The organism is Pantoea sp. RG18, assembly GCF_025910075.1.
GTDB classification, from domain to species: domain Bacteria; phylum Pseudomonadota; class Gammaproteobacteria; order Enterobacterales; family Enterobacteriaceae; genus Pantoea; species Pantoea agglomerans.
This window is the reverse complement of sequence record NZ_JAPCIL010000009.1, coordinates 172251-193655: the sequence shown is the minus strand read 5'-3', so window position 1 is coordinate 193655 and position 21405 is coordinate 172251. Positions and strand designations below refer to the sequence as shown.

Genomic DNA, 21405 nt, shown 5'->3' with positions numbered 1-21405 from the left:
CCGGTTTCATCGGCGACGACCACCCAGCAGGCTGCCGAGTACGCCACGGATGATCTGATTGGTAATCTGGCGCGTGGCGCTTTTCGCCATGGTCTGCACCACGCCATCGTGCTTGCCGCCGCGCGGGCCGGTACGGCCAAACAGGATCTCTTTCAGCCCGCCGAGAATGCCGTTATCTACCGCGACATCGTCGCCTTTCGCCGGAGGCGCGCTGGCCTGATCGCTGGCGGCCTGAAACCCTTTTTGCAGCTTCTCAAATGCCGATTCGCGATCAACTTCGCTGTCATATTTGCCATAGAGCGGTGAATGGTTGATCAGGCCGTTGCGTTCATCGCCTGTGACCGGACCCATACGTGAGCCGGGGGCGATCACCATGGCGCGTTCTACCACCGACGGGCTGCCTTTGGCATCCAGGAAGGAGATCAGGGCTTCGCCGGTGCCCAGCGCCTGAATCGCCTCGAAACTGTCAAACGCCGGATTGGCGCGCAGGGTATCGGCGGCGGTTTTTACCGCTTTCTGATCTTTAGGGGTGAAGGCGCGCAGGGCGTGCTGAACGCGGTTGCCGAGCTGGCCCAGCACCCGATCGGGAATATCCGCCGGGTTCTGGGTGACGAACCAGACGCCGACCCCTTTGGAGCGGATCAGCCGCATGACCTGTTCTATTTTCTCCAGCAGCACCGGCGGCGCGTCGGTAAACAGCAGGTGCGCCTCATCAAAGAAGAACACCAGCTTTGGCTGATCGAGATCGCCCGCTTCCGGCAGGTGCTCGTAAAGCTCCGACAGCAGCCACAGCAGGCTGGTGGCGTAGAGTTTCGGCATCTGGTAGAGCTTCTCAGCGGAGAGGATGTTGATGACGCCTTTGCCGTTGCTGTCGACGCGCATCCAGTCGGCGATATCCAGCATCGGTTCACCAAAGAAATGCTCCGCGCCCTGTTGCTCCAGCGTCAGTAACCCGCGCTGGATGGCGCCGACCGAGGCGCTGTTAATGTTGCCGTAGTGGGTCTGGAAGCTTTTGGCGTTGTCACCGATGTACTGGGTCATGGCGCGCAGATCTTTGAAGTCCAGCAGCAGCAAACCCTGGTCATCGGCGATGCGGAAAATAATCTGCAATACGCCGCTCTGCACCTCATTCAGGTTCAGAAGTCGCGCCAGCAGCAACGGCCCGAGATCGGAGACGGTAGCGCGAACCGGATGGCCTTTCTCGCCGAAGATATCCCACAGCACCACCGGATTGCTCAGCGGCTGCCAGTTGGTGACGCCGATTTTCGCCAGCCTCTCCTGCAGCTTTTCGCTGGACTGGCCAGCCATCGCCACGCCGGTCAAATCGCCTTTAACGTCAGCCATAAAGACCGGCACGCCGCTGGCGGAGAACGATTCAGCCAGTTTCTGCAGCGTAACGGTTTTACCGGTGCCGGTCGCGCCGGTGATCAGGCCGTGGCGGTTAGCCATTTGCGGTAACAGATGAAGTTCGACGTCTGGCGTACGGGCAATCAGTAGCGGGGAAGTCATGATTTCCACTCTCAGGCATTGGGTTATGCCTGAAGGATAGCAAGCCGGAGCGGCACAGGAGGAGAACTATTCACCAAAAAAAGGCCGCTGCCCGGGGAGCAGCGGCCTGCAACAGTGGTTTACTTCTGCACCTCTTCAAAATTGAGCAGGCTGACGCCGATGCCCTGCTGCAGGTGACTGAGGTTGCTGCGCACCGCCACTTGGGTTGCGCCCTGTAACAGCATGACAAACGGCGAATCCTGCTGGATGCGGGTTTGCAGCCCGGTGTAGAGATTACGACGTTTCACCGCATCGCTCTCTCCGGCGGCGGCGCGGGTCTGTGCACTCAGCTCCGGAATCGTCCAGCCGACGCGCCACGCCAGGGTTTTGCCGCCGCCCGGCACGTTATAGGCAAAGGTGCTGGCATTGGTATTGGGATCGATGTAGTCCGCGCCCCAGTAAGTAAAGATGGCCTGGAAGTCACGGCTGCGCATTTTGCTCCACAGCTCCGATTCCGCCACCGGCTGGATATCAAGCTGCACATCCGCTTTGGCAAAACTGGCCTGCAGTGCCTGCGCCACATCAATATAAGGCGGCTGGTTTACCACCGTCAGCGCGATATGGGTGCCAGGTTTGATGCCGCCTTTTTGCAGTATCGCCTGTGCCTTTTTCAGATCGTAATGGAACGGTGTCGTGTTCAGTGCACCATCGAAGCCGTCCGGCAGGAAGCTCTGATGAATGCGGTACTGACCTTTCAGCAGCTGGTTCGCCAGGCTGTCATAGTCAACCAGCCAGCGTGCCGCCTGCCAGAGCGCCGGATTCCCCAGCGCTGGTTGCTGCGGGCTTTGGGTATTAAAGCCGATGTAATAAACCAGGCTGGAAGGGAAGGCATCAATACGCACATTGGCGGTGTTCTTCAGCGCGGTAATTTGATCCGGGCCGAGCTGATAGGCGACATCCACATCACCCTGCTGGATCAGCAGACGGCGGCTGCCCGGATCGGCCACACCTTTCAGCAATACCCGCTTCAGATGCGGCTTCCGGATGCTATTGGGATTGGCTTCCAGCACCAGCGCCTGCAGCGGCACAAACTGTTTGATGGCATAGGCGGCGCTACCGGCGGAGTGCACCTTCAGCCAGCTATTGCCGTAATCGTTGTTGCTGGCGTGCTGCTGCGCCAGTTTGCTGTCGACGATGGAGGAGACCGGTGCGGTCAGCAGGCGCAACGCCAGATCGCTGCCGATTTCCGCTGGCCAGCGCAGCTCAAGCTGGTGGTCGTTGATCACCGTGAACTGCTGATCGATGTTTTCTGGCGTCCAGCCAAATTCACCCAGAATAAAAGAGGGCGCTTTATTGAGTTTTACCGCGCGGGTTAATGAGAAGACCACATCCTGTGCGGTCACGGGATGACCACTGGCGAAGCGGGCCTGCGGATTAAGATCAAACACCAGGCTATGAGGCGTTTTGCCTGCCTGCCAGCGCGTGGCAGCCAGCGGTGAGAGCTGCTGCGGATTCTGATGATCCGGCTCCAGCAGCGTCTGGTAGATATTGCGCAGGCTACTGTTGCTGACGGTCTCAAAACTTTCCGCCGGGTCGAAACTGATGATGCCATCAAGCGGAACGGCAATCACCAGGGTGTCGTCAGGCGTGGCGGCGTGTGCCGGGTGAACCAGTGCCAGAGCCGTAAACAGGGACAAGAGTGTTTTTCGCATGGAGGGTTATCCTGAGTCGTTGATAGCTCTACTCTATCGGGCGCCGGATAATCTCCAAATGCGGGTTTCTTATGAGCTTTGCACAATTATTAGCGTAGTCGTTCAGGCAAAGAGACAAAATAAGATAATGACGGTCAGTAATTATTTCGTTGTCATTTTACAGCGGGCGGAATAAAGCCGGTTTTACTCCGGCGATCACAAATTGCGCACAGTCTGATTGTATGACTATCAAAGTCACTATAGTGTTAACGATGAGAATCATTCTCTTGTATGGAAGTATGATATTTTTTTATCGGTTATTTGGCGTGATGATGTCAGGGCGAAAATAATAACCCTCATTCCTGCGTTAAAAGAGTTAAATACCCGATGTTTATGCGGTTTTACCCCCGATTTCCGCGCTGTAAATCTTTTACCTCTCCGCAACCCTTTCGCAACACCATGATAAACTTTCACTAAGACACATCTTAAATTCAATTTTTACATTCAGACATATCTATATCCCTAAGATTGCCAGGTTATTAACCGATAAGTTCCGTTAGTCACCGAACCATAATTCTACCTGCCCTTGTCTGTTCTGCCGTCGTCTGTGCCGCGTGCGTTGATCTCTGCGGGGAGTTTTCCGCCTGCACTCAGCCTTTCAGCTTCATAACAAATAAAGCGGGTATTTAGCAGATGAGAGTCGTGCGGATATGCTTTTAGAAAAACCCACCACCAGGCGTAAATTTTTGCTCGGTTCACTGCTGGCGTTGCCATTAAGTGAACTGGTCTTCAAAGGCATTACTGCGGCACAGGCGGCAGAGATGGCCGCACCGGAGTTAGCCGATTACAAACCGATCTTTTTTAGTGCCGATGAGTGGCAGTTTATCCTGGCCGCCACTGACCGTTTGATTCCGGCAGGCGGCAAAGGCAAAGCGCCGGGCGCGCTGGAAACTAACGTGCCGATCTTTATCGATCAGCAGCTGCACAGCGAAGCGTTTGGCAGCGAAATCTACATGCAGGGGCCGTTCAATACGCAGGCGCCCGCAACCATGGGTTACCAGATCCCGTTCCGCCCACAGCAGATGTATCAGACCGGTATCCGGCTGATTAATCAGTGGTCGCAGAACACCCATCAGAAAGCGTTTCATGCGCTGACGCTGGAAGAGAAAGATGCGGTGCTGACCCAGGTAAACAAAAACGAGATCGACTTTGCTGCACTGGGCGAAGCCGATCTTAAGCCTGCGCATTTCTTCAGCCAGCTGCTTTCCGATACCAAGCATGGCTACCTTGCTGACCCGATGTACGGCGGTAATAAAGGCATGAAAGCCTGGATCGCCATTGGCTTCCCCGGCGCGCGTGCCAGCTTCACCGAATGGGTGAAACAGCACAACGTTCCTTATCCGCTGGGTCCGGTCAGTGTGAAGGGCGAACGCGCGTAGGGCGCGTCCACATCAGGTATTTGAAACAGGATTATCATGGCACAGGTTACTAAAAAAGAAGTCGACGTCGTGGTCTGCGGCCTCGGCTGGGCAGGCTCGCTGATGAGCATCGAGCTGGCACTGGCAGGTCTGGATGTGCGCGCCCTTGAGCGCGGCGGCGATCGCGATTATGACGAGTTCGCCTACCCGAAACCGGCGGATGAATACGCCTATGCGGTGCGCAACAAAGTGTTTGCCACCCCCGCCGAAGTGGCGGTCACCGTCCGCTACAACAGCAGCCAGACGGCATTGCCAACCCGTAAATGGGGTGCGTTTGCACCGGGCACCGGCGTAGGCGGTTCCGGCCTGCACTGGACCGCAGTACTGATCCGTCCGACACCGACCGATATCAAACTGAAGACCTATGTCGACGAGGCTTACAAGCCGGGCATTCTGCAGGATGATATGCGGGTGATGGACTTCCCGTTCAGCTGGGAAGAGATCGAACCCTACTACTACAAATTCGAACTGATTTGCGGCCAGTCGGGTAACACCGGCAACCTGCGCGGCAAAATTCTGGAAGGCGGCGATCCGTTTGAAGGCCCGCGTTCTGAGCCTTATCCGCTGCCTGCGCTGGATGACACGCTGAACAACGTGATGTTCAAAGAGGTGGCGACCAAACTCGGTTACCATCCGTTCCCGAACCCGTCGGCCTGTGTGTCGCGTGCGTGGAAAAACCCGTACGGCAACCAGATCGCGCCGTGCAACTACTGCGGCTATTGCAGTAAATATCCCTGCCTGAACTACTCCAAAGCGTCGCCGCAGACCGCCGTAATGGATTCACTAAAGCGTATGCCGAACTTCTCCTATGAAGTGAATGCGGAAGTGATCAAGGTCGTGCTGAACGATGATAAGAAAACCGCGAAAGGCGTGATCTACATCGATGCACAGGGCAACGAGTGCTTCCAGCCAGCGAAAATCGTGGTGCTGAGCAGCTTCCAGCTCTACAACGTGCGTCTGATGCTGCTCTCCGGCATCGGCAAGCCTTACAACCCGATTACCGAAGAGGGTGTGGTAGGGCGTAACTACGCGTTCCTGTCCAACGGCGGCGCAACGCTGTTCTTTAAAGATAAAAACTTCAATCCGTATGCCACGGCGGGCGCGACCGGCCAGATGTTTAACGATATCTCGCCAGGCAACTTCGACGGCCCATCACTCGGCTTCCTCGGCGGCGCGAAGATCCACAGCTCACAGGCGACCGGTACGCCGATCAGCACCGCGTTGCCAAAAGGCACGCCGACCTGGGGCATGGGATACAAGGAAGGTCTGGAGGAGTGGTACGGTCATTCGATGAAGATCAGCATCACCACCACCTGTCAGTCTTACCGCGATATCTATCTGGATCTCGATCCGAACTACAACGATCACCGTGGCCTGCCACTGCTGCGCATGACCTTCAACTGGAAAGAGAATGAGCTGAAGCTGCAGCAGCACCTGAAAGGCATCGTCGGCAATATCGCGAAAGAGCTGAATCCTGACAGCATGAGCATGAGCTTCCTGCCAATGGGCGCGGATTTTGACCTGACCAAATATGTCTCTACCCACAACGTGGGCGGTGCCGTAATGGGCGATAACCCGAAAACCTCGGCGCTGAACAAGTATCTGCAGAGCTGGGACGTGCATAACGTCTTTGTGCCGGGCGGCAACGCTTTCCCGCAGAACTTCCAGGCGAACCCGACCGATACCATCGGTGCGATCACCCTGATGGCGGCACAGGCGATCAAAGATCAGTATCTGAAAAATCCCGGCCCACTGGTACAGGCATAAGCGCATGAATAAGCTGAAACTGAAATCTTTTATCTTTGCCAACGCGGTGCTGTTAGCCAGCGGATTTGCGCTGCCGGTTCACGCCGAAGATGAAGCGCAACTGATTAAGCAGGGCGAATATCTCTCGCGGCTGGGCGACTGCATGGCGTGCCACTCCCTGCCTGGTAAGCCTGACTATTCGGGCGGGCTGGCGATTGAGTCGAACCTTGGCACCATCTTCTCCACCAACATCACGCCCGATAAGCAGCACGGCATCGGCAACTACAGCGAGCAGCAGTTCTCTGACGCAGTGCGCAAAGGGGTATTACCGGACGGTTCGCATCTCTATCCGGCGATGCCTTATCCTGATTACGCCAAAATCAGTGATGCCGACATCCACGCGCTTTACGTCTACTTCATGAAAGGCGTGCAGCCAAGCGCAGAACAGCCGCCGGAAACCGATCTGAGCTTCCCGTTCAGCCAGCGCTGGGGCATGCGTTTCTGGAACTGGGCGTTCGCCTCGGATAAGCCGTTCCAGCCGATTGGTGGTGCGTCAGCAGAGGTCAACCGCGGTGCCTATATCGTGGAGAGTCTGGGCCACTGCGGCAGCTGTCATACGCCGCGCGGTCTGGGCATGAACGAGAAAGCGCTGGATAGCGGTGACGATAAATTCCTGGCAGGCGGCAGCCTGAACAACTGGGATGTGCCGTCACTGCGTGGCCTGCCGCGCTGGAGCGAGCAGGAAGTGGTGGACTACCTGCAGACCGGCCGTAACGATAAAGCGGCGGTGGGCGGCGAGATGACCTCGGTGATTGAGCACAGCAGCTCACACATGACCGACGCCGATCTGAAAGCCATCGCGGCCTACCTGAAGTTCCTGGGCGGCAACCCGCCATTGCAGGCGTACAACGTGCAGGCGCAGCAGGCAACGGAAGCGAAACTCACTGCCGCGAAGAACCTGAGCGAAGGCGAGCGCCTCTATCTGGATAACTGCGGTGCCTGTCACTTCGTGACCGGCAAAGGCGCGCCAGGGATCTTCCCGGAGCTGGATCAGGCGACGATCGTCAATGCTAAAGATCCAACCGGTCTGATCCACACCATCCTGGCCGGCGCACAGCAGCCTTCCACCGCGAAGGCCCCGTCGAAACTGGCGATGCCAGGCTTTGGTCAGCGTCTGAGTGATGATGAAGTCGCGCAGCTGGCGACCTTTATTCGTCAGGGCTGGAGCAACACCGCGCCAGCGGTGAGCAAAGATCAGGTTGCTGAAGTGCGTAAAACGCTGAAGTAATCGGTCCTGAGTTTTCCCCTCTGCCCGTTCGGAGAGGGGAAATCCCGGATTAGTGAAAGGTGCGCACCACTTCCAGCACGCCGTTAATGATAAACTGCACGCCCATACAGACCAGTAAAAATCCCATCAGGCGCGATATCGCCTCAATGCCGCTTTTACCCACCAGCTTCATGATGGCACCCGAACTGCGCAGTGAAATCCACAGGATCAGACTCACCAGCAGGAAGATCAGCACTGGCGCGACGGTGATGACCCAGGCCGGAAAGTCGACGCCGCTTCTTACCGTCGAGGCAGAGGAGATGATCATCGCAATGGTACCCGGCCCCGCCGTACTCGGCATCGCCAGCGGCACAAAGGCGATATTCACCGGCTCTTTGGCTTCATCCAGCTCATCCAGTTTCTGCTTTGCTTCGACAGAATGGCCGGCAGGTTTAGCCGGAAACAGCATCCGAAAACCGATAAAAGCGACGATCAGGCCGCCCGCCATGCGCAGGCCAGGAATGGAGATGCCGAAGGTATTCAGCACCGCGCTGCCCGCATACCATGCCACCATCATGATGGCGAAGACATAGATTGAAGCCTGGCGCGCCTGTCGGTTGCGCTCCTGGAAGTTCATCTCACCCGCCAGCCCCAGGAACAGCGCCACGGTGGTGAGTGGATTGGCGAGCGGCAGGATCACCACCAGCCCCAGGCTGACTGCTTTAATTAACTCCAGCATGACAAATCGCCTTTTCCGTGGTGATTAGTGCTTCGGACGCTCCAGCGCCTCAAGCAGTTCAGGGAAGAAGTCCTGCAGGATTTCAGGCGTCATCAGTTCGGGATACTGCATCAGATGTTCGCGGATACGCTCGTTGATGTCCGGCAGCAGACGCTGGGCCGCGGCGCTGGCGGTGATTTTGTGCTTCTTCATGGCGCGCAGCAGATCGCCTGGCAGCGCGTCTTCGTCGTCGGCGTCATCCACCATCTCCAGCGCGTCCAGCTCATCGAACATCTCCATCAGCGCTTCGGTCTGCGGCGTGCGCGACTCATATTCACGCGGATGTTCATCTTCCAGGAAACGCAGCATGGCGCGCATTGGCGTGCCGTCTGGCGTGGAAGGCGGCTCAGTGGCGAACCAGCTCAGCAGCTGATGCATGGTGACCTGATGGACGCGAAAGCCGCTGTCGACCAGCTCATCGGCCAGCAGCTCGGCGGTTTCGTTTTCAATCACGCAGATGTGGGTACGTTTGGGTTCGTACTGCTCCAGCCACTGGTAGATCTCTTCAATCACGCCATCGTCATACTCGAATTTTTTGGTGACATAGCTGTCGTCCTGTTCGTGAACGCAGGCCTGAATCTGATCGGGGTCGAAGTAAAGTGCGATGTTGATGCCTTTCATGCGTGCTGTCCTGTAGAAATCAAAACAACACTATAGCGCTCAACCCCAGGTTAAGGGAATGTCAGGCATCACAGCAGTGGGGCGTTTAACGCTCCCCTCAGAGCAGAGAGGGGAGAGAAGGGAAGGAGATTACGAGATAAAGTTTTTGCCCTGCTTCAGCACCACGTCACAGGCTTTGGTTTTCAGCTTCTCACCCATCGGCGAGTTGCTCAGGCTTTGCAGATTCAACTGCTGGCCGTTACCGGTATTCAGCAGACCGGCCACGCCCTGGGTGTAGTCGGTTTTCTGTTCCTGCGCGGTGGTGGTGTTCAGACCGAGCTTGCTCAGCACCTGATCTTTTACCGACTGCACATTGTTTTTCACCACGTTATGTTCGACACAGTACTGCATCACACCGGCGGCGTTGGTCATGCTGTTGGCGCTGACCGCTTTATCGCCGCCACCCAGCATGCTGGTAATGGTAGAAAGCGACATGCCGCCATTCTGCTGCGTGGTGCCGGTGGTGCTGCTGTTGTTCTGCTGGCTGAGTTGCGACGCTGCACTGCTCAGCTGATCCTGCCAGCTTGCCGCTGATGCACTGCCTGCGACCAGAAGTGCCGCCAGTCCCCATCCCCACGCACTGCGTTGTGCTTGCTTCATTTCAACCTCGGTATGTGCTTATTCAGTTTTCCTAAGAAAGGCTGAAGAGCAGAAAGTTCCTGACTTCCTTTTATAAAAAGCGTCTTAAATAGCACTTTGGGAATCTTCTGTAATAAGAGCGATAAAATATTCAGATGCTTCTGGGTGTTATTATTCTGTGAAGTGATTTGCTGAAGGCAGTAATAAGTGCATCCCGCGGAAACATTATTTAATATCCTCACGGTATTTATCAGGAATTGTCCTGGTTTAAATTAAAGTTACCGCTTTGCTTATAGCGTGTTTTCTAAGCGCTTGCGTCTGGCTTGGTAATATTTACCTGCGAAATCATCTTAATATAACTTCATGTATTTCAATTGTTTTTTATTTTTAGCGTAGCGGTGATTTAAGCCAGGTTGCTGGTTTTTGATGCGATTTTCTGTGCCGTAATTAAATTTAGTTAGCGGAGTTTTTTATTATTCCGGCTTGCGAAATCAGCCAGAGTGTTCATGCTTAATCACTGTATCAGGCAGTTGTGGCAGATATTAAATTTAACGGGAGCGATATTATGGCTGGACAGCCAGAGCACAATAATAATGCAGAGGTCACGCTTAAACTCGCTGAAGAGCAAATAGCCCTGACGAAGCAAAAGATTGTGGATGGACATGTCCGTGTTACCCGTTCCACAACTGAGCATGACGAGGTCATCAGTACACTGCTTAACCGGGAGAAGGTTGAGGTTGAGCATGTAGCGAAAGCGCAACCCGTTGAAACGATGCCCGAAATCAGGGAAGAGAACGGTGTACTGATTGTCCCGGTAGTAGAGGAAGAAATCCAAATCGTCAGAAAGCTGGTGCTTAAAGAGGAGATCCACATCCGAAAAGTGCAGGAGAATGTTCCTTTTCAGGAAGTGGTGACCCGACGTGAGCAGCAGGTGAACGTTGAAAGAGATGACGATCAAATTAGCTAACAGAGAGGAACCTATCATGGCACATGAAAAAATCGTAACACTGTTCGATTCTGCAATTCAGGCAGAGGCCGCGAAAAGAAATCTCGTGAAAGCAGGCTTTTCTGATCGGGACATCAGTCTTATCAGTGGAGAACGTTTACAGGAGGAAGGACACTCTATCCGCCATCCAAGCATCTGGCAGCGTCTGTTTGGTCACTCCGTTGATAAAGAGCAGGCCGATGTTTACACCAGAGCGATGGACAAGGGCGGCGTCGTGCTGACCATCCGCACCGAAGAGGAGAAGCTGGCTCGCGCCATGACCATTCTTCATTCTCATGACTCGGTGGACGTTCCGTCACGTATGCAAAGCTCAGTTGAGAATGGCACCACCGCGCCGGGCATCAACCCGACGACGGCAGGCAAGCAGTTTGCCGGTGAGACCAACGACCGCCAGGTTGAACCGCGACGCACCTCACTGACCGGTGATGAGAGCGAAGCTGACATTCTGCGTCTGGCCGAAGAGCAGGTGGAAGTAGGTAAACGTCTGGTGAGCGAAGGCTCCACCCGCGTACGCCGCTATACCGTGACCGATACCGTATCTGAAGACATCTCGCTGCATGAGCAGCACGCTGACATCTTCCGCCGTTCGGTGAATGAACCCGCGCTGGCTGGTGAAGTGGACTGGTCCGAGAAAACCGTCGAGGTCGCTGAGACCCATGAGCAGCCGGTAATCAACAAAACGACCCACGTGAAAGAAGAAGTAGTGGTACGTACCGACGGCAGCGATCGTACCGAGACCATTAACGACACGGTGCGTCGTCAGGAAGTGGATATCGACCATGCACGAGGTGGTCTGGAGCGCGAGCTGCCGGGTACGACCGCAGGGGTAAAACCAGCGACCGCCGCAGCAGGCACGCAGTCACCAGGGGTGCATAACCGTGACCACAAAGAGAGCCTGACTGAGAAGGTGAGTGAGAAAGCCAGCGAAGTGAAGGATAAGGTCGGGAATAAATTGCACGACCACTCGCATTGAGGCGCTTATCCTGACAACAACAGGCGCTAATGGGCACCGCTGATGCCCGATGCTGAGCATGCAAGATGCAAGAAGGGGCCAACCGAGAGGTTGGCTCTTTTGCGTTAATTTTTCCTGATAATCGCATTCAGCCAGACTTCGTCGCCACGTCCCGCACGTACATCACCGGTCTGCCAGGTTTTTTCTGTTTCAAGAGCGAATCTCTTTACCGCTGTGTCCTCAGAGCCTGCCTCTCTTTTTACCCCTATCTTATTTGTAGTCAGAATGTCACCGCCGAGTGTGTTTACCCCATCTATGAGTTTCTGTAATCCAGCCACATCCATATCTGTGAATCTGCGTCCGTCCTTTTCCCGTTCGCCGCGGCCATATTTAAAAGAGAGATACCCTACGCCGCAAGGCTTCAGCGCCATGGCCAGTTTTGTCATGACGCCGGGTAGTTCAGCTTTGGAAACATGCAGCAGCGAGGCGCAGCACCAGATACCATCATATCTTTCAACCGCATCCACATCCTGAAAGCGCATCTGCGCTACAGGCTTTCCGGATAACTGGCGGGCCAGCGCAACCAGCTCCGCCGAGGCATCAAAGGCTTCGACAATAAAACCCATTTCGCTGAAGGCTTTAACGTCACGACCTGAACCACAGCCTGCATCAAGAATGCGAGCGCCCGGCGGCAGGCAGTCAATAAAAGGCGGGTAAAGCGCAGACATATCCACGCTTGCCGTATCGGTAAAAAACCGCTGAGCATTCTGCCGGTAATAATCTTCGTTGTTCAAAACAGGCTGTCTCCCTGTGCCACTGGCTGCCACTCGTGGAGCAGGGAAAATTTTGCCGTATCCCAGCTGTTTTGCAGGAAACTGTGCCGCAGTATCGGCGTTGCGCCGGTCTGGCGGATTAACGTCTCCCGCAGTGGCAGATGACTGTTAATAAAGTATTCGTTTCGATCATGCAGTCGCTGCAAAAGTGTTATCGAAGGGATACGCGCAAACTTACCCTGGGCGCCGCGATTACAGGTCTGGCAGGCCAGCACCAGATTCCAGACGCCGTTGAGGTTGCCGATTTGCTTGCTGAGCATCAGCGGCAGAAAGTGATCGACATCCGCCAGGTTCTCTTCGCCACCCGTCACGCCAATGGCACGGAAGCAATAAAAGCACCGGCCTTTCTGGTAGCCGTTCAGGCTGCTGCGGCAGCTGGTAATGGTGACGCGGCGACCGCTCTGGCGACTGAAAAGCATCTTGTCATTATCGTCATAATCAACCGCAATCAGGTTGCGTGAAACGTTCATCGCCCAGGCTTCTTCTACCAGCCGCCATCTGGCATCCGTTTCCGCTTTCAGACTGGCGAACTGTTCATTTTCCGTCAGCTGATAAAAGTTATCCGTAAGCCTAATGCCTTTATGGCTTCGCCGTTCATCCAGGAAAAAGCGTTTGTCGATCTCGGCGTGATTCACATTGTGAAAAGCATCGATGACGTTAGCGAACCCGCGCTTAACGGTAATGGCAATTAACTGTTCTTCGCTGATTTCGCCTGCGTTGAATTGTCTGCATGCCTCCAGAAACTCGCTGCTTTTGCTGGTGATCTGCTTTGGTGCATGGCGCAGGTGGGCACACAAATGCCGCACAAAAGGCACGGCCAGCGCTTCCAGCGTAATCAGGTCGTTGTCTGGCTGTTTCAGGTCGTAGAGCGCATGGGCAAGGGCAAATTTATAGGAGGCGACATTTTTGCCAAAAAGGATAACGCCGCGCCAGTAGTTTTCAAGGCGGGGATCGGCCTGGTAAAAGCGCATGCAGGATCCTGTTTTGCGAGACAGCTCGAGGAATTCATGTAACAGGATCACATAACAAATGCAGGTAAATGTAAACCGTAAAGGTGGGGAGGCGTTTGGAGCGTTTCTAAGGGCGAACAGGCGCTGTAAGGCAATCAAGACAACATCAGCGTGAGAGGTTAGTAGAGGGAGGATGCTCAGGCTAAAACGTTGGGCCATAGCCGGATTTATTCAGGCAACTCAGTTGTGCGGCAGGTGCGCAGCAATGTCTGTCGCTGGTACGCGTCAGACAGATCGTAGTGCACTGAAAGATGAGCGGGCAGGGCAGTAAAAACGGATAACGGCGTCATACCTTCTTCGATATAATCAGGAGCTATCCGAACAGGTCGGGTCATTTAAATGCATCAGATTTTTTCGTTTATTATTTCACTGCTGTCGTTAGTGTTCATCATTTTGCTCATCTGGTCTTTCTTCAGGCCTTTGCCCCTTAAAAAATGGCCTCCTCCTTCTCCAGGCGAGATGAAAAAGATATCGGCTAACACTCCGATATTGAAAAAATTGGGAATGAACACGGAAGATTATTACTATGACAGCGACTTCCTGTATCAGCAGCGTGACGGCGAAACGCTTTGCAAAGTTCCGCTGGAAAATATTATCAGGATAAAAGTTTCCGGAACTGAAGTCAGCAGTCGCCGGGTATGGCTGGTTCGTTATGTCACCGGGTCTTATAGCACCGAAAGGGAGTTCCGGGTCCTGAACAACTACACCCTTTTTAATCGGGATTTTGCCGGTTTTCTTGCCGCCGTGAAAGAGGCTAATCCAGCGGCTGAGGTGCAGGAAATGACCTTAGGACGACTGTAAAATGACAGGATAGCGCGGAGCGCTTTAGCATGAGCAATGATATGGAACCCTCAATGGCGGACGTTATCGCTTTTGTCCGCGATTTTGCAGGATGCAGACGTGAAATAATCGATGAAAATACCTGGCTGGAAAAGGATTTGGGGATTACCGGCGATGATGGTGTTGAATTGCTGGAGGAGGCCGAAAAAGTTTTCGGCGTGAGCTTTTCTGCAGAAGAAGGTGGTTTCAGGAAGGCGTTCTCTCTGAAAGAAAATGAATATCTTTTCCATAGTGAAGGCATCGATTTTTTTGGCATTGTTTATCTCTGCAGACGACTGCGCGGTATTCCTGTGTCTGTCATCCGCGTTCTCTCTGTCGGCCAGCTGCATAGCGTGCTGGTTGAAGCGCTTAACAAAAAAGAGAGAGTTACCCGATAGGCGCATCGCCCAGGACGGGGCGTAGCCTTTTTTCAAAGCCCGGCGGCGATTAACAATGGCTTTGGGTTCCCTCACACCGATGGTGAAAGAGTGATACCTGTGCTGATATCAGAAATGCAACCTGAGGGACTAAAGTGAACTGTAAACCGATGCTTTTCGTACTGGCGGCATTATCCCTGTCGGCTCAGGCCGCCCAGAGCGGAAAAACGCTTGAGCACAAAGACTGGGAAGTTGTCTGTGATAACACCCTGACCTGCCGCATTGCAGGTTATGCCAAAGAAGAGGATCCGTCTGGCTCGATCCTGCTCACCCGTAGCGCTGGAGCTGGAACGGAGACAGTGGGAGAAGTTACGCTGGGTGATACCGAAGATGACAGCACGCCGGCGGAAAAACTGACGCTATGGATCGACGGGAAATCAGCCGGCGATCTGGTGGCGGCTGACGATAACTGGCGGCTTTCGGCCAGTCAGACCTCTGCGGTAATCAGTGCCGTCAAAGGCAGCGGTAAAGTCGAATTTAAAGGCGGCACAAAGCCTTTCCTGCTTTCCGGCGAAGGCGCTTATGCCGTGCTGCTGAAAGCTGATGATGTTCAGGGCCGTATCGGCACGCCCGGCGCGCTCACCAAAAAGGGCAATAAGCCGGAGAGCAGCGTGGCTAAGGCTGTGCCCGCACCGGTTATTCAGGCGGCAAAAAACCTCAGCGGCGAACCCCGTTTGCTGACCGCTCCGGAAATGGACGCGCTGAAAACCCGACTGCTTTCAACGGTCAATCATAATGACGATGACACGTGCGACAGCCTGTATTCACCTGCAGAAAACAGCGATCCGGAAACCGATGGACTCACACTTACGCCACTGGATGATAAACACGCTTTGCTTTCAGCGCTCTGCTGGCGAGCCGCTTATAACGAAGGATATGGTTACTGGGTCATTGATAACCAACTCAAAGGCAAGCCTGAGCTGGTGACCATTTCCGGGTCCGATTACGACAAGGGCGAGATTACCAGCGTGCAGAAAGGCCGGGGCATCGGCGACTGCATGAGCCAGGAAAGCTGGGTGTGGGACGGCAAGGCTTTTCGCAAAAGCTATGACGGCGGGACCGGTATGTGCCGTTACATCCATGCAGGCGGCACCTGGGATCTGCCGACGCTGGTAACGGACGTGAAGCCTGTATCGGGTTAGAACTTTTGTGTAGTCACTCCGGATCGAGCGTTTGCTGATATCACCTTTGAGGACATCAGCTTCACTGCGCATAGGTTGGATATCGTCAATGTGTGCCAGTGAAACATACGAGGGAGGGCGGCTGCTTTGCAGCGGGCGAGGGTGAGTGAATAATTTCTGACAAGGATGTCACGCAGTGTCACTCAGAACCCAAAAGACGTTTTTTTCAGCAGTTGCACACGCGCCTGCGGATAAGGGTTGCGGAAACAGGGGGTAACGGTATAATCCTCAACGTTTTCCGCATACCCTTCAGTGCCGAAGTGGCGAAATCGGTAGACGCAGTTGATTCAAAATCAACCGCCGCGAGGCGTGCCGGTTCGATTCCGGCCTTCGGCACCATTCGTATGTAAATAGGCCTCAACTGAGGTCTTTTTTTATGCCTAAAATCCAGCATTTACCTGCTTTTCTCGCTATATTAACTCTCTTAAGGTCAGCTGACTTCAACTTACATCTACCAACACATCTTGGTGCAGATGATGGTATTTCCGGTTCGATAATGCTTGTACCAATAGTGAGGGGATAAGCATGGCACTCACAGATATCAAAGTCAGAACAGCCAGGCCAACGGATAAGCAATACAAGCTGACCGATGGCAATGGTATGCACCTGCTTGCCCATCCTAATAGTTTAAGATACTGGCATCTGCAGTACCGCTTTGGCGGGAAGTAAAAGATGCTGGCTTTAGGCGTATATCCTGATGTGTCTCTTGCTGATGCCAGAGCTCGTCGTGATGAAGCTCGTAAATTGTTGGCGAATGGCATCGATCCGGGAGATAAAAAGAAAATGATAAGTTTGAGCAGGAAGAAGTGCGCACTTTCAAACAACTTGCTATTTAGTGGCATGCCACAAATAAAAAGTGGTCGGAAGAACATAGTCGACGAGTACTGAAAAGTCTGGAGAACGATCTTTTTCCAGCCATTGGCAAACGTAATATTGCCGAACTAAAAACGCGAGACCTGTTAGCCCCTATTTAAAGCCGTAGAACTTTCGGGGAGGCTAAAAGTGGCTTCCCGGCTACAGCAGCGAACTACTGCAATTATGCGTTATGCCGTTCAGAGCGGTTTGCTTGACTATAATCCCGCACAGGAGATGGTGGGTGCCGTTGCTTCAAGTAACAGACAGCATCGAGCAGCTCTTGAACTGAAACGTATTCCCGAGCTTCTTCAACGCATTGACAGCTATACCGGTAGGCCATTGACTCGCCTTGCCGTTGAGCTAACCCTCCTCGTCTTTATTCGTTCCAGTGAACTGCGTTTTGCCCGTTGGACAGAGATCGATTTTGAAACATCTATGTGGACGATTCCAGCCCAGCGCGAAGCTATCGAAGGAGTAAAGCACTCTCAGCGTGGCTCAAAAATGCGCACGATCCATCTGGTGCCGCTTTCCCGACAGGCATTACATATCCTGGAGCAGATAAAGACGTTCAGTGATGATCATGAACTGATCTTTATTGGCGATCATAACCCTCGTAAACCGATGAGTGAAAACACGGTTAACAAATCTTTACGGGTGATGGGATATGACACGCAGGTTGAAGTCTGCGGCCACGGTTTCAGGACTATGGCGTGTAGTTCGCTGATTGAATCGGGATTGTGGTCGAGGGATGCGGTGGAACGGCAGATGAGCCATATGGAGCTTAACTCTGTGCGAGCGGCTTACATTCACAAAGCCGGGCATCTTGATGAGCGCAAATTGATGCTGCAGTGGTGGGCTGATTTTCTGGATGCAAATCGGAAAAGCGTTATCACGCCTTTTGACTATGCGAAGATTAAAAACTCCCTGTCATAAAGAAAGAGTGCATCGATAAAAATTACTTTGCACAAAAGAAAACACTATGGAGACCTGAGTGAATATCAGATCTCTTTCAAATTTTTACCGAATTAAAATATAACCCCAGATTGTATCTGTTTAACGAGTTCACCAACTGTAAATATTTCCCAACCTTCTACTTGAATTTCGGTTAAATTTACTGCGATTTTTAATGTGGGCCATGCAGCCTCTACAGTTGCAATAATCTCATGTGCAGAGTTCTGTAAGTCTAAACCTGGAACCGGAGGTTGATATCCTTTGTGCTGCATAATGTTAATATCACCGTGAACAGATGGGTCAGTTAGCTCATAAATATCTTTCCAAGAATCAGCCTTTAATAACCCCTGCTGAGATCGCAAACGTTGAATAATTGCCATTTCAGCTTGAGTGACAAATATCCCTTCATGGAGAGGTTGTTTGCGATGGCAATCCTTGCAAAGAACATGCAAGTTTTCTGCTGAATTATCGTATTTAACACCATTTTTATGATGAACATCGCAGAGATGGCGTGTGGAGCTTAAATCAACACCGCAATCATTACATTTATAGCTTGCTTGTTCACGTACAGATCGTGAAATATCTTTCCAATTATCTACATAGCCACTATTTGTTTTATCATGAATACCTTTGGGCATATGACGGAAACAAGTACTGTAGTGAGAGAAGAAATTATTTAAGGAGAATGATTTAAATATTATTCTCTTTTGTATCTTATCAATGCTACCTTTATAATTTAGTCGTTCAAGACAATTCATGCAAACTCTCAAGTCAGCATCTTGACTGCGACCTAAACCATCGTCAATTTCAAATAAACCATCAACACGGTTTGTTGCATGGTAGCGTTCAAAACGATTTTTCTGGCGCATTTCGTCAAGAGTTCGACACCATGCGATATGAAACCTTTTTCCTTTCTCACCATCCTCGATAGCTGCATCATACCGTCCGGAGTGATCCCGAATATACAGAAGAACTTGACGACCTTGGTAGGAAATTAAACCACTACCAGGATCAAGGTCAGCAATACTGACTTCCCTTCCTGCAGACAATTCAATATCAATAGGATCGAATGCAACAAACGCTTCATCAAGAGAAAATTCAGCACCAGAAGGAAGCATTTTTTTTCCTAGCGCAATCAATTCAGAAAAATCAAGAGTTAACTTCATTTTGACTATTCCTGAATAATACGACGAATTTGTAATTCGGCATTTGTAATAACTTTAAACGTGACTCGTCGTGAACGGCTTGGGTCTTCTTTTCCTTCAGGGGTAAGAATTGGATGTGATGATGAATATCCTACCGCAGAAAATTTACTTTTCACCCATTTTTGGTGAGCAACTGATTCTTTTAAAGAATATACATATTGTAATACTGCACGAGTTCTTCCTTGAGATAACTCCATATTATTAAAATAGGCAATGTCTTGATTGGCTGCACCCGTCCAATCTGTACTGGTATGTCCCTCTATACGTACCTCAGTAATATGCTGCTTATACTCATCTAATACTTTCAAATAGCGTGGGAAAAAGTCGTTAAGAATTTCTTTGAATTTTGGTTTTAAGTCTGAGCTGCCTAATCCAAAAAGAACATCAGGGGATTTAAATCTTACTTCAAGGGTTTGCTTATCGATTTCGGCATCCCAGGATGGTAGATCTTTCGAAAATTCAACCTCTAAAGCATTATAAAGCTGCTGTTGGGCTTGCTCATAGGCAACAGCCACTTCTTTTATTTTTTCTTTTTCAATGCGCACATAATGCATATAAGCAATAGAAATAAACATAAATACCATCATCAGTCCGGCCATTAGGTCTGACATAGAAACCCAGTGTTCATTATCTTGGGTTTTCTTCGGTGTTGGTTTGCCTATAATTTTATCCATTAATTGTTACCCACGGTTTTGTCTTGAGTTAATTAATGGTTGTAATTGGCCAAGAACACTTTGATATTCTTTTATTAGATGATCGTAGTTTTTAACAAATCCCTGGCTAATTGCCAGTAATGAATTTCCTAGTGCTTGCATTTCCCTATTCATTTCACGTTCAGTAGCTTGTTCAAAAGCGTGCAGTTGTTCGTTGATGGAACTACCAAAGCGCTCAACTGATTCTTTTACCTGTGAATTCAAACCTGCACTTGCTTTTTCAAATGTTGACTGGATGGTTCCAAACATATTATCTGCATTATTAGATAACTGTTGATTAAACTTATCACCAGTTTTAGTGAAGAGGTCAATAACACTGGCTGTGTTTTGTTCCATATTACGGTGAAGATCTTTAGAATGTGATTCAAGAGACTTCAAGAACTCATCACCACTTTGCTTCATTTCAGTAATGGTTTCACCCAAAGTTGATGTCAAAGTCTCAGAAGAATTACTTACATCATGTGCCATTGATGCAAATGCTTGCTGAGTCTGAGTAACCGACTGTCTGAAACCTTCTGAGCCTTCATCCAGGGCAATGCGCATGGCATTTGCATTGGTAAGTAGTTCCTCTCCTGTTTGCCCCAAGGAGGTACTGACACTCAAGGCACCTGCTTTAAGCAATTCACCTACTTCATTCAGTTTTTCATGGATAGCCGGAACTGCATCGGTTGCTTTATCACGTAACAAAACAAAAGCATCAAGGTGCTGAGATAGCTCGCCTATTTGATGTTGGTTAACCTGTAAAACATCGCGTAACTCAGCCATTGCAAGTGGTATATCTTTGCACTCCTCCCAGATACCAGCGACTGCACCACGTGTTTCAACTAATGATTCGACACTTTGTTGGTATTGTGCGCCCATTTGTTCGACTTGGATTTTATAGTTTTCTTGCCAATCGACAAGTTTTTTTACCGAAGCATCTAGAGCTTTAAAGTTCTCACCGAATTGTTCTGTTAAGTTATTATTAAAATCAATAATAACTTGTCTCAGTGCATCAATTATTTGCTCAGTTGCGCCCTTGGCCATCAAATCTGCAAATTGTTGAAGTTGTTCCCATAGTTTATTACTAAATTCATTATGATGAGAAAGTTGGGTGCGAGATGTATCATTTATTTCATTACGTAATAATTTTATCTGTGCAACCAACGAACCTTCTTCGCTGCCACTCATTCCCGATACTAACTTTTCCAAAAATAGGTTTTGTTCTTTCAATTCATGGTGTATATGATCTGGAGTGATAATTTCTGGTTCATTAGTTGCCGATTTATTTCGTTTATTCGCAAAGAAAAATGCATCAAGTGCATTAAATGCAATAGCGAAAAACATACCGACAATACTTGTGATGAAAGCTGTTTTTAAACCACCAAGCAATATGGGAATACTAGTATCAATACTTTCTGTATTAAAATTCAATAAGCCAATAATTATGCCTATAAAGGTACCTAATATACCTAACGCACCCATTAGTGTCGGCGCATACTCCCTGAATTTACTATGGATATTTTTATAGTCACACCACCAGGCACTAAAGAAGATTAAAATTACGGCCCAAATAAAAATATTGGTTACAAGCATTGAATCAACAGAGTGAAACAAATGTTCAAAAAGCTGGGCTAACATGACGATTCCTGTGTTACGTAATTGTAATTTTTAAGCTTAGCGGCAGGACAATGGAAAATCTTCCAAAGTGCTGCGGACAAACCTGATTTTTATGATCATTGTAGCAAAAATAATCTAATAATAAATCACATTAATC

At 51.1% G+C, this 21405-nt stretch carries 18 protein-coding genes, 1 tRNA gene and 1 pseudogene; 10 read left to right on the top strand and 10 right to left on the bottom strand.

Annotation, left to right across the window (positions count from 1 at the left end):
• Nucleotides 1-6: 6 nt before the first annotated feature.
• Nucleotides 7-1509: a helicase HerA-like C-terminal domain-containing protein gene (locus OK409_RS11960; protein WP_264367107.1), complete on the bottom strand. Its 1503-nt coding sequence runs from the start codon at nt 1507-1509 to the stop codon at nt 7-9.
• A 119-nt stretch (nt 1510-1628) separates the two neighbouring features.
• A complete protein-coding gene (locus OK409_RS11955; RefSeq protein ID WP_264367106.1) occupies nt 1629-3200 on the bottom strand; it encodes an ABC transporter substrate-binding protein in 1572 nt (523 codons plus the stop codon).
• A 689-nt stretch (nt 3201-3889) separates the two neighbouring features.
• Between OK409_RS11955 and OK409_RS11950 the strand changes: the two genes are divergently transcribed.
• The 3 genes from OK409_RS11950 to OK409_RS11940 are packed head-to-tail and all read left to right on the top strand — an operon-like array spanning nt 3890 to nt 7691.
• Complete coding sequence (locus OK409_RS11950; RefSeq protein WP_010251628.1) at nt 3890-4618, top strand: gluconate 2-dehydrogenase subunit 3 family protein; 729 nt, start codon at nt 3890-3892, stop codon at nt 4616-4618.
• A gap of 36 nt (nt 4619-4654) precedes the next feature.
• Nucleotides 4655-6424: a GMC family oxidoreductase gene (locus OK409_RS11945; RefSeq protein ID WP_010251625.1), complete on the top strand. Its 1770-nt coding sequence runs from the start codon at nt 4655-4657 to the stop codon at nt 6422-6424.
• A gap of 4 nt (nt 6425-6428) precedes the next feature.
• Nucleotides 6429-7691, top strand: coding sequence for a c-type cytochrome (locus OK409_RS11940; RefSeq protein WP_010251621.1), 1263 nt, complete (start codon nt 6429-6431; stop codon nt 7689-7691).
• Nucleotides 7692-7740: 49 nt separating this feature from the next.
• Here OK409_RS11940 and OK409_RS11935 read toward each other — a convergent pair whose 3' ends face one another.
• The 3 genes from OK409_RS11935 to OK409_RS11925 all read right to left on the bottom strand — a co-directional run bounded on the left by OK409_RS11935 (nt 7741) and on the right by OK409_RS11925 (nt 9708).
• Nucleotides 7741-8409 carry a MarC family NAAT transporter gene (locus tag OK409_RS11935; RefSeq protein ID WP_010671772.1) on the bottom strand — a complete coding sequence of 223 codons (669 nt, stop codon included), beginning with the start codon at nt 8407-8409 and terminating at the stop codon, nt 7741-7743.
• A gap of 24 nt (nt 8410-8433) precedes the next feature.
• The gene (locus OK409_RS11930) at nt 8434-9069 is read right to left on the bottom strand and encodes a hypothetical protein (RefSeq protein WP_010251615.1); all 636 of its coding nucleotides are present in this window, start codon (nt 9067-9069) and stop codon (nt 8434-8436) included.
• A gap of 129 nt (nt 9070-9198) precedes the next feature.
• Nucleotides 9199-9708 carry a DUF2501 domain-containing protein gene (locus tag OK409_RS11925; RefSeq protein ID WP_264367105.1) on the bottom strand — a complete coding sequence of 170 codons (510 nt, stop codon included), beginning with the start codon at nt 9706-9708 and terminating at the stop codon, nt 9199-9201.
• Between the two features lie 544 nt (nt 9709-10252).
• Here OK409_RS11925 and OK409_RS11920 point away from each other — a divergent pair.
• Nucleotides 10253-10654: a DUF2382 domain-containing protein gene (locus tag OK409_RS11920; RefSeq protein ID WP_010251609.1), complete on the top strand. Its 402-nt coding sequence runs from the start codon at nt 10253-10255 to the stop codon at nt 10652-10654.
• A gap of 16 nt (nt 10655-10670) precedes the next feature.
• Nucleotides 10671-11666: a YsnF/AvaK domain-containing protein gene (locus tag OK409_RS11915; protein WP_033770902.1), complete on the top strand. Its 996-nt coding sequence runs from the start codon at nt 10671-10673 to the stop codon at nt 11664-11666.
• A gap of 104 nt (nt 11667-11770) precedes the next feature.
• On the opposite strand, the gene OK409_RS11910 is transcribed toward OK409_RS11915, so the two are convergent.
• Both OK409_RS11910 and OK409_RS11905 read right to left on the bottom strand, forming a co-directional pair.
• Nucleotides 11771-12439: a class I SAM-dependent methyltransferase gene (locus OK409_RS11910; protein WP_179256856.1), complete on the bottom strand. Its 669-nt coding sequence runs from the start codon at nt 12437-12439 to the stop codon at nt 11771-11773.
• Entirely contained in the window at nt 12436-13449 is a 1014-nt protein-coding gene (locus tag OK409_RS11905) for an HNH endonuclease domain-containing protein (RefSeq protein WP_264367104.1), read from the bottom strand. Before OK409_RS11905 ends, OK409_RS11910 begins: the two co-directional genes overlap by 4 nt.
• Nucleotides 13450-13827: 378 nt before the next feature.
• Between OK409_RS11905 and OK409_RS11900 the strand changes: the two genes are divergently transcribed.
• From OK409_RS11900 to OK409_RS11880, 5 genes and pseudogenes are all read left to right on the top strand, one after another.
• Nucleotides 13828-14289, top strand: coding sequence for a hypothetical protein (locus tag OK409_RS11900; RefSeq protein ID WP_256849770.1), 462 nt, complete (start codon nt 13828-13830; stop codon nt 14287-14289).
• A gap of 29 nt (nt 14290-14318) precedes the next feature.
• Nucleotides 14319-14705: a hypothetical protein gene (locus tag OK409_RS11895; protein ID WP_264367103.1), complete on the top strand. Its 387-nt coding sequence runs from the start codon at nt 14319-14321 to the stop codon at nt 14703-14705.
• A gap of 149 nt (nt 14706-14854) precedes the next feature.
• Nucleotides 14855-15886 carry a DUF1176 domain-containing protein gene (locus OK409_RS11890; RefSeq protein WP_264367138.1) on the top strand — a complete coding sequence of 344 codons (1032 nt, stop codon included), beginning with the start codon at nt 14855-14857 and terminating at the stop codon, nt 15884-15886.
• 293 nt (nt 15887-16179) lie between these two features.
• Nucleotides 16180-16264, top strand: a tRNA-Leu gene (locus OK409_RS11885).
• Nucleotides 16265-16450: 186 nt separating this feature from the next.
• Nucleotides 16451-17713: pseudogene (locus OK409_RS11880) on the top strand (tyrosine-type recombinase/integrase).
• A gap of 92 nt (nt 17714-17805) precedes the next feature.
• Here the strand turns inward: OK409_RS11880 and zorE are convergent.
• Genes zorE through zorA2 form a run of 3 tightly spaced genes read right to left on the bottom strand, consistent with a single transcriptional unit; the run spans nt 17806 to nt 21269 of the window.
• The gene (zorE, locus tag OK409_RS11875; protein ID WP_264367102.1) at nt 17806-18897 is read right to left on the bottom strand and encodes a type II Zorya anti-phage system protein ZorE; all 1092 of its coding nucleotides are present in this window, start codon (nt 18895-18897) and stop codon (nt 17806-17808) included.
• Between the two features lie 5 nt (nt 18898-18902).
• Nucleotides 18903-19610 (bottom strand): type II Zorya anti-phage system protein ZorB2, encoded by a 708-nt coding sequence (gene zorB2 / locus OK409_RS11870; protein ID WP_264367101.1) that lies wholly within the window; start codon nt 19608-19610, stop codon nt 18903-18905.
• A gap of 6 nt (nt 19611-19616) precedes the next feature.
• Nucleotides 19617-21269: a type II Zorya anti-phage system protein ZorA2 gene (gene zorA2 / locus OK409_RS11865; protein WP_264367100.1), complete on the bottom strand. Its 1653-nt coding sequence runs from the start codon at nt 21267-21269 to the stop codon at nt 19617-19619.
• Nucleotides 21270-21405 lie beyond the last annotated feature (136 nt).

Bases quoted from the DNA above. Each gene is read 5' to 3' on its own strand.
- OK409_RS11960 (WP_264367107.1), bottom strand. From the start codon at position 1,509: ATGACTTCCCCGCTACTGATTGCCCGTACGCCAGACGTCGAACTTCAT.
- OK409_RS11955 (WP_264367106.1), bottom strand. From the start codon at position 3,200: ATGCGAAAAACACTCTTGTCCCTGTTTACGGCTCTGGCACTGGTTCAC.
- OK409_RS11950 (WP_010251628.1), top strand. From the start codon at position 3,890: ATGCTTTTAGAAAAACCCACCACCAGGCGTAAATTTTTGCTCGGTTCA.
- OK409_RS11945 (WP_010251625.1), top strand. From the start codon at position 4,655: ATGGCACAGGTTACTAAAAAAGAAGTCGACGTCGTGGTCTGCGGCCTC.
- OK409_RS11940 (WP_010251621.1), top strand. From the start codon at position 6,429: ATGAATAAGCTGAAACTGAAATCTTTTATCTTTGCCAACGCGGTGCTG.
- OK409_RS11935 (WP_010671772.1), bottom strand. From the start codon at position 8,409: ATGCTGGAGTTAATTAAAGCAGTCAGCCTGGGGCTGGTGGTGATCCTG.
- OK409_RS11930 (WP_010251615.1), bottom strand. From the start codon at position 9,069: ATGAAAGGCATCAACATCGCACTTTACTTCGACCCCGATCAGATTCAG.
- OK409_RS11925 (WP_264367105.1), bottom strand. From the start codon at position 9,708: ATGAAGCAAGCACAACGCAGTGCGTGGGGATGGGGACTGGCGGCACTT.
- OK409_RS11920 (WP_010251609.1), top strand. From the start codon at position 10,253: ATGGCTGGACAGCCAGAGCACAATAATAATGCAGAGGTCACGCTTAAA.
- OK409_RS11915 (WP_033770902.1), top strand. From the start codon at position 10,671: ATGGCACATGAAAAAATCGTAACACTGTTCGATTCTGCAATTCAGGCA.
- OK409_RS11905 (WP_264367104.1), bottom strand. From the start codon at position 13,449: ATGCGCTTTTACCAGGCCGATCCCCGCCTTGAAAACTACTGGCGCGGC.
- OK409_RS11900 (WP_256849770.1), top strand. From the start codon at position 13,828: ATGCATCAGATTTTTTCGTTTATTATTTCACTGCTGTCGTTAGTGTTC.
- OK409_RS11895 (WP_264367103.1), top strand. From the start codon at position 14,319: ATGAGCAATGATATGGAACCCTCAATGGCGGACGTTATCGCTTTTGTC.
- OK409_RS11890 (WP_264367138.1), top strand. From the start codon at position 14,855: ATGCTTTTCGTACTGGCGGCATTATCCCTGTCGGCTCAGGCCGCCCAG.
- zorE (WP_264367102.1), bottom strand. From the start codon at position 18,897: ATGAAGTTAACTCTTGATTTTTCTGAATTGATTGCGCTAGGAAAAAAA.
- zorB2 (WP_264367101.1), bottom strand. From the start codon at position 19,610: ATGGATAAAATTATAGGCAAACCAACACCGAAGAAAACCCAAGATAAT.
- zorA2 (WP_264367100.1), bottom strand. From the start codon at position 21,269: ATGTTAGCCCAGCTTTTTGAACATTTGTTTCACTCTGTTGATTCAATG.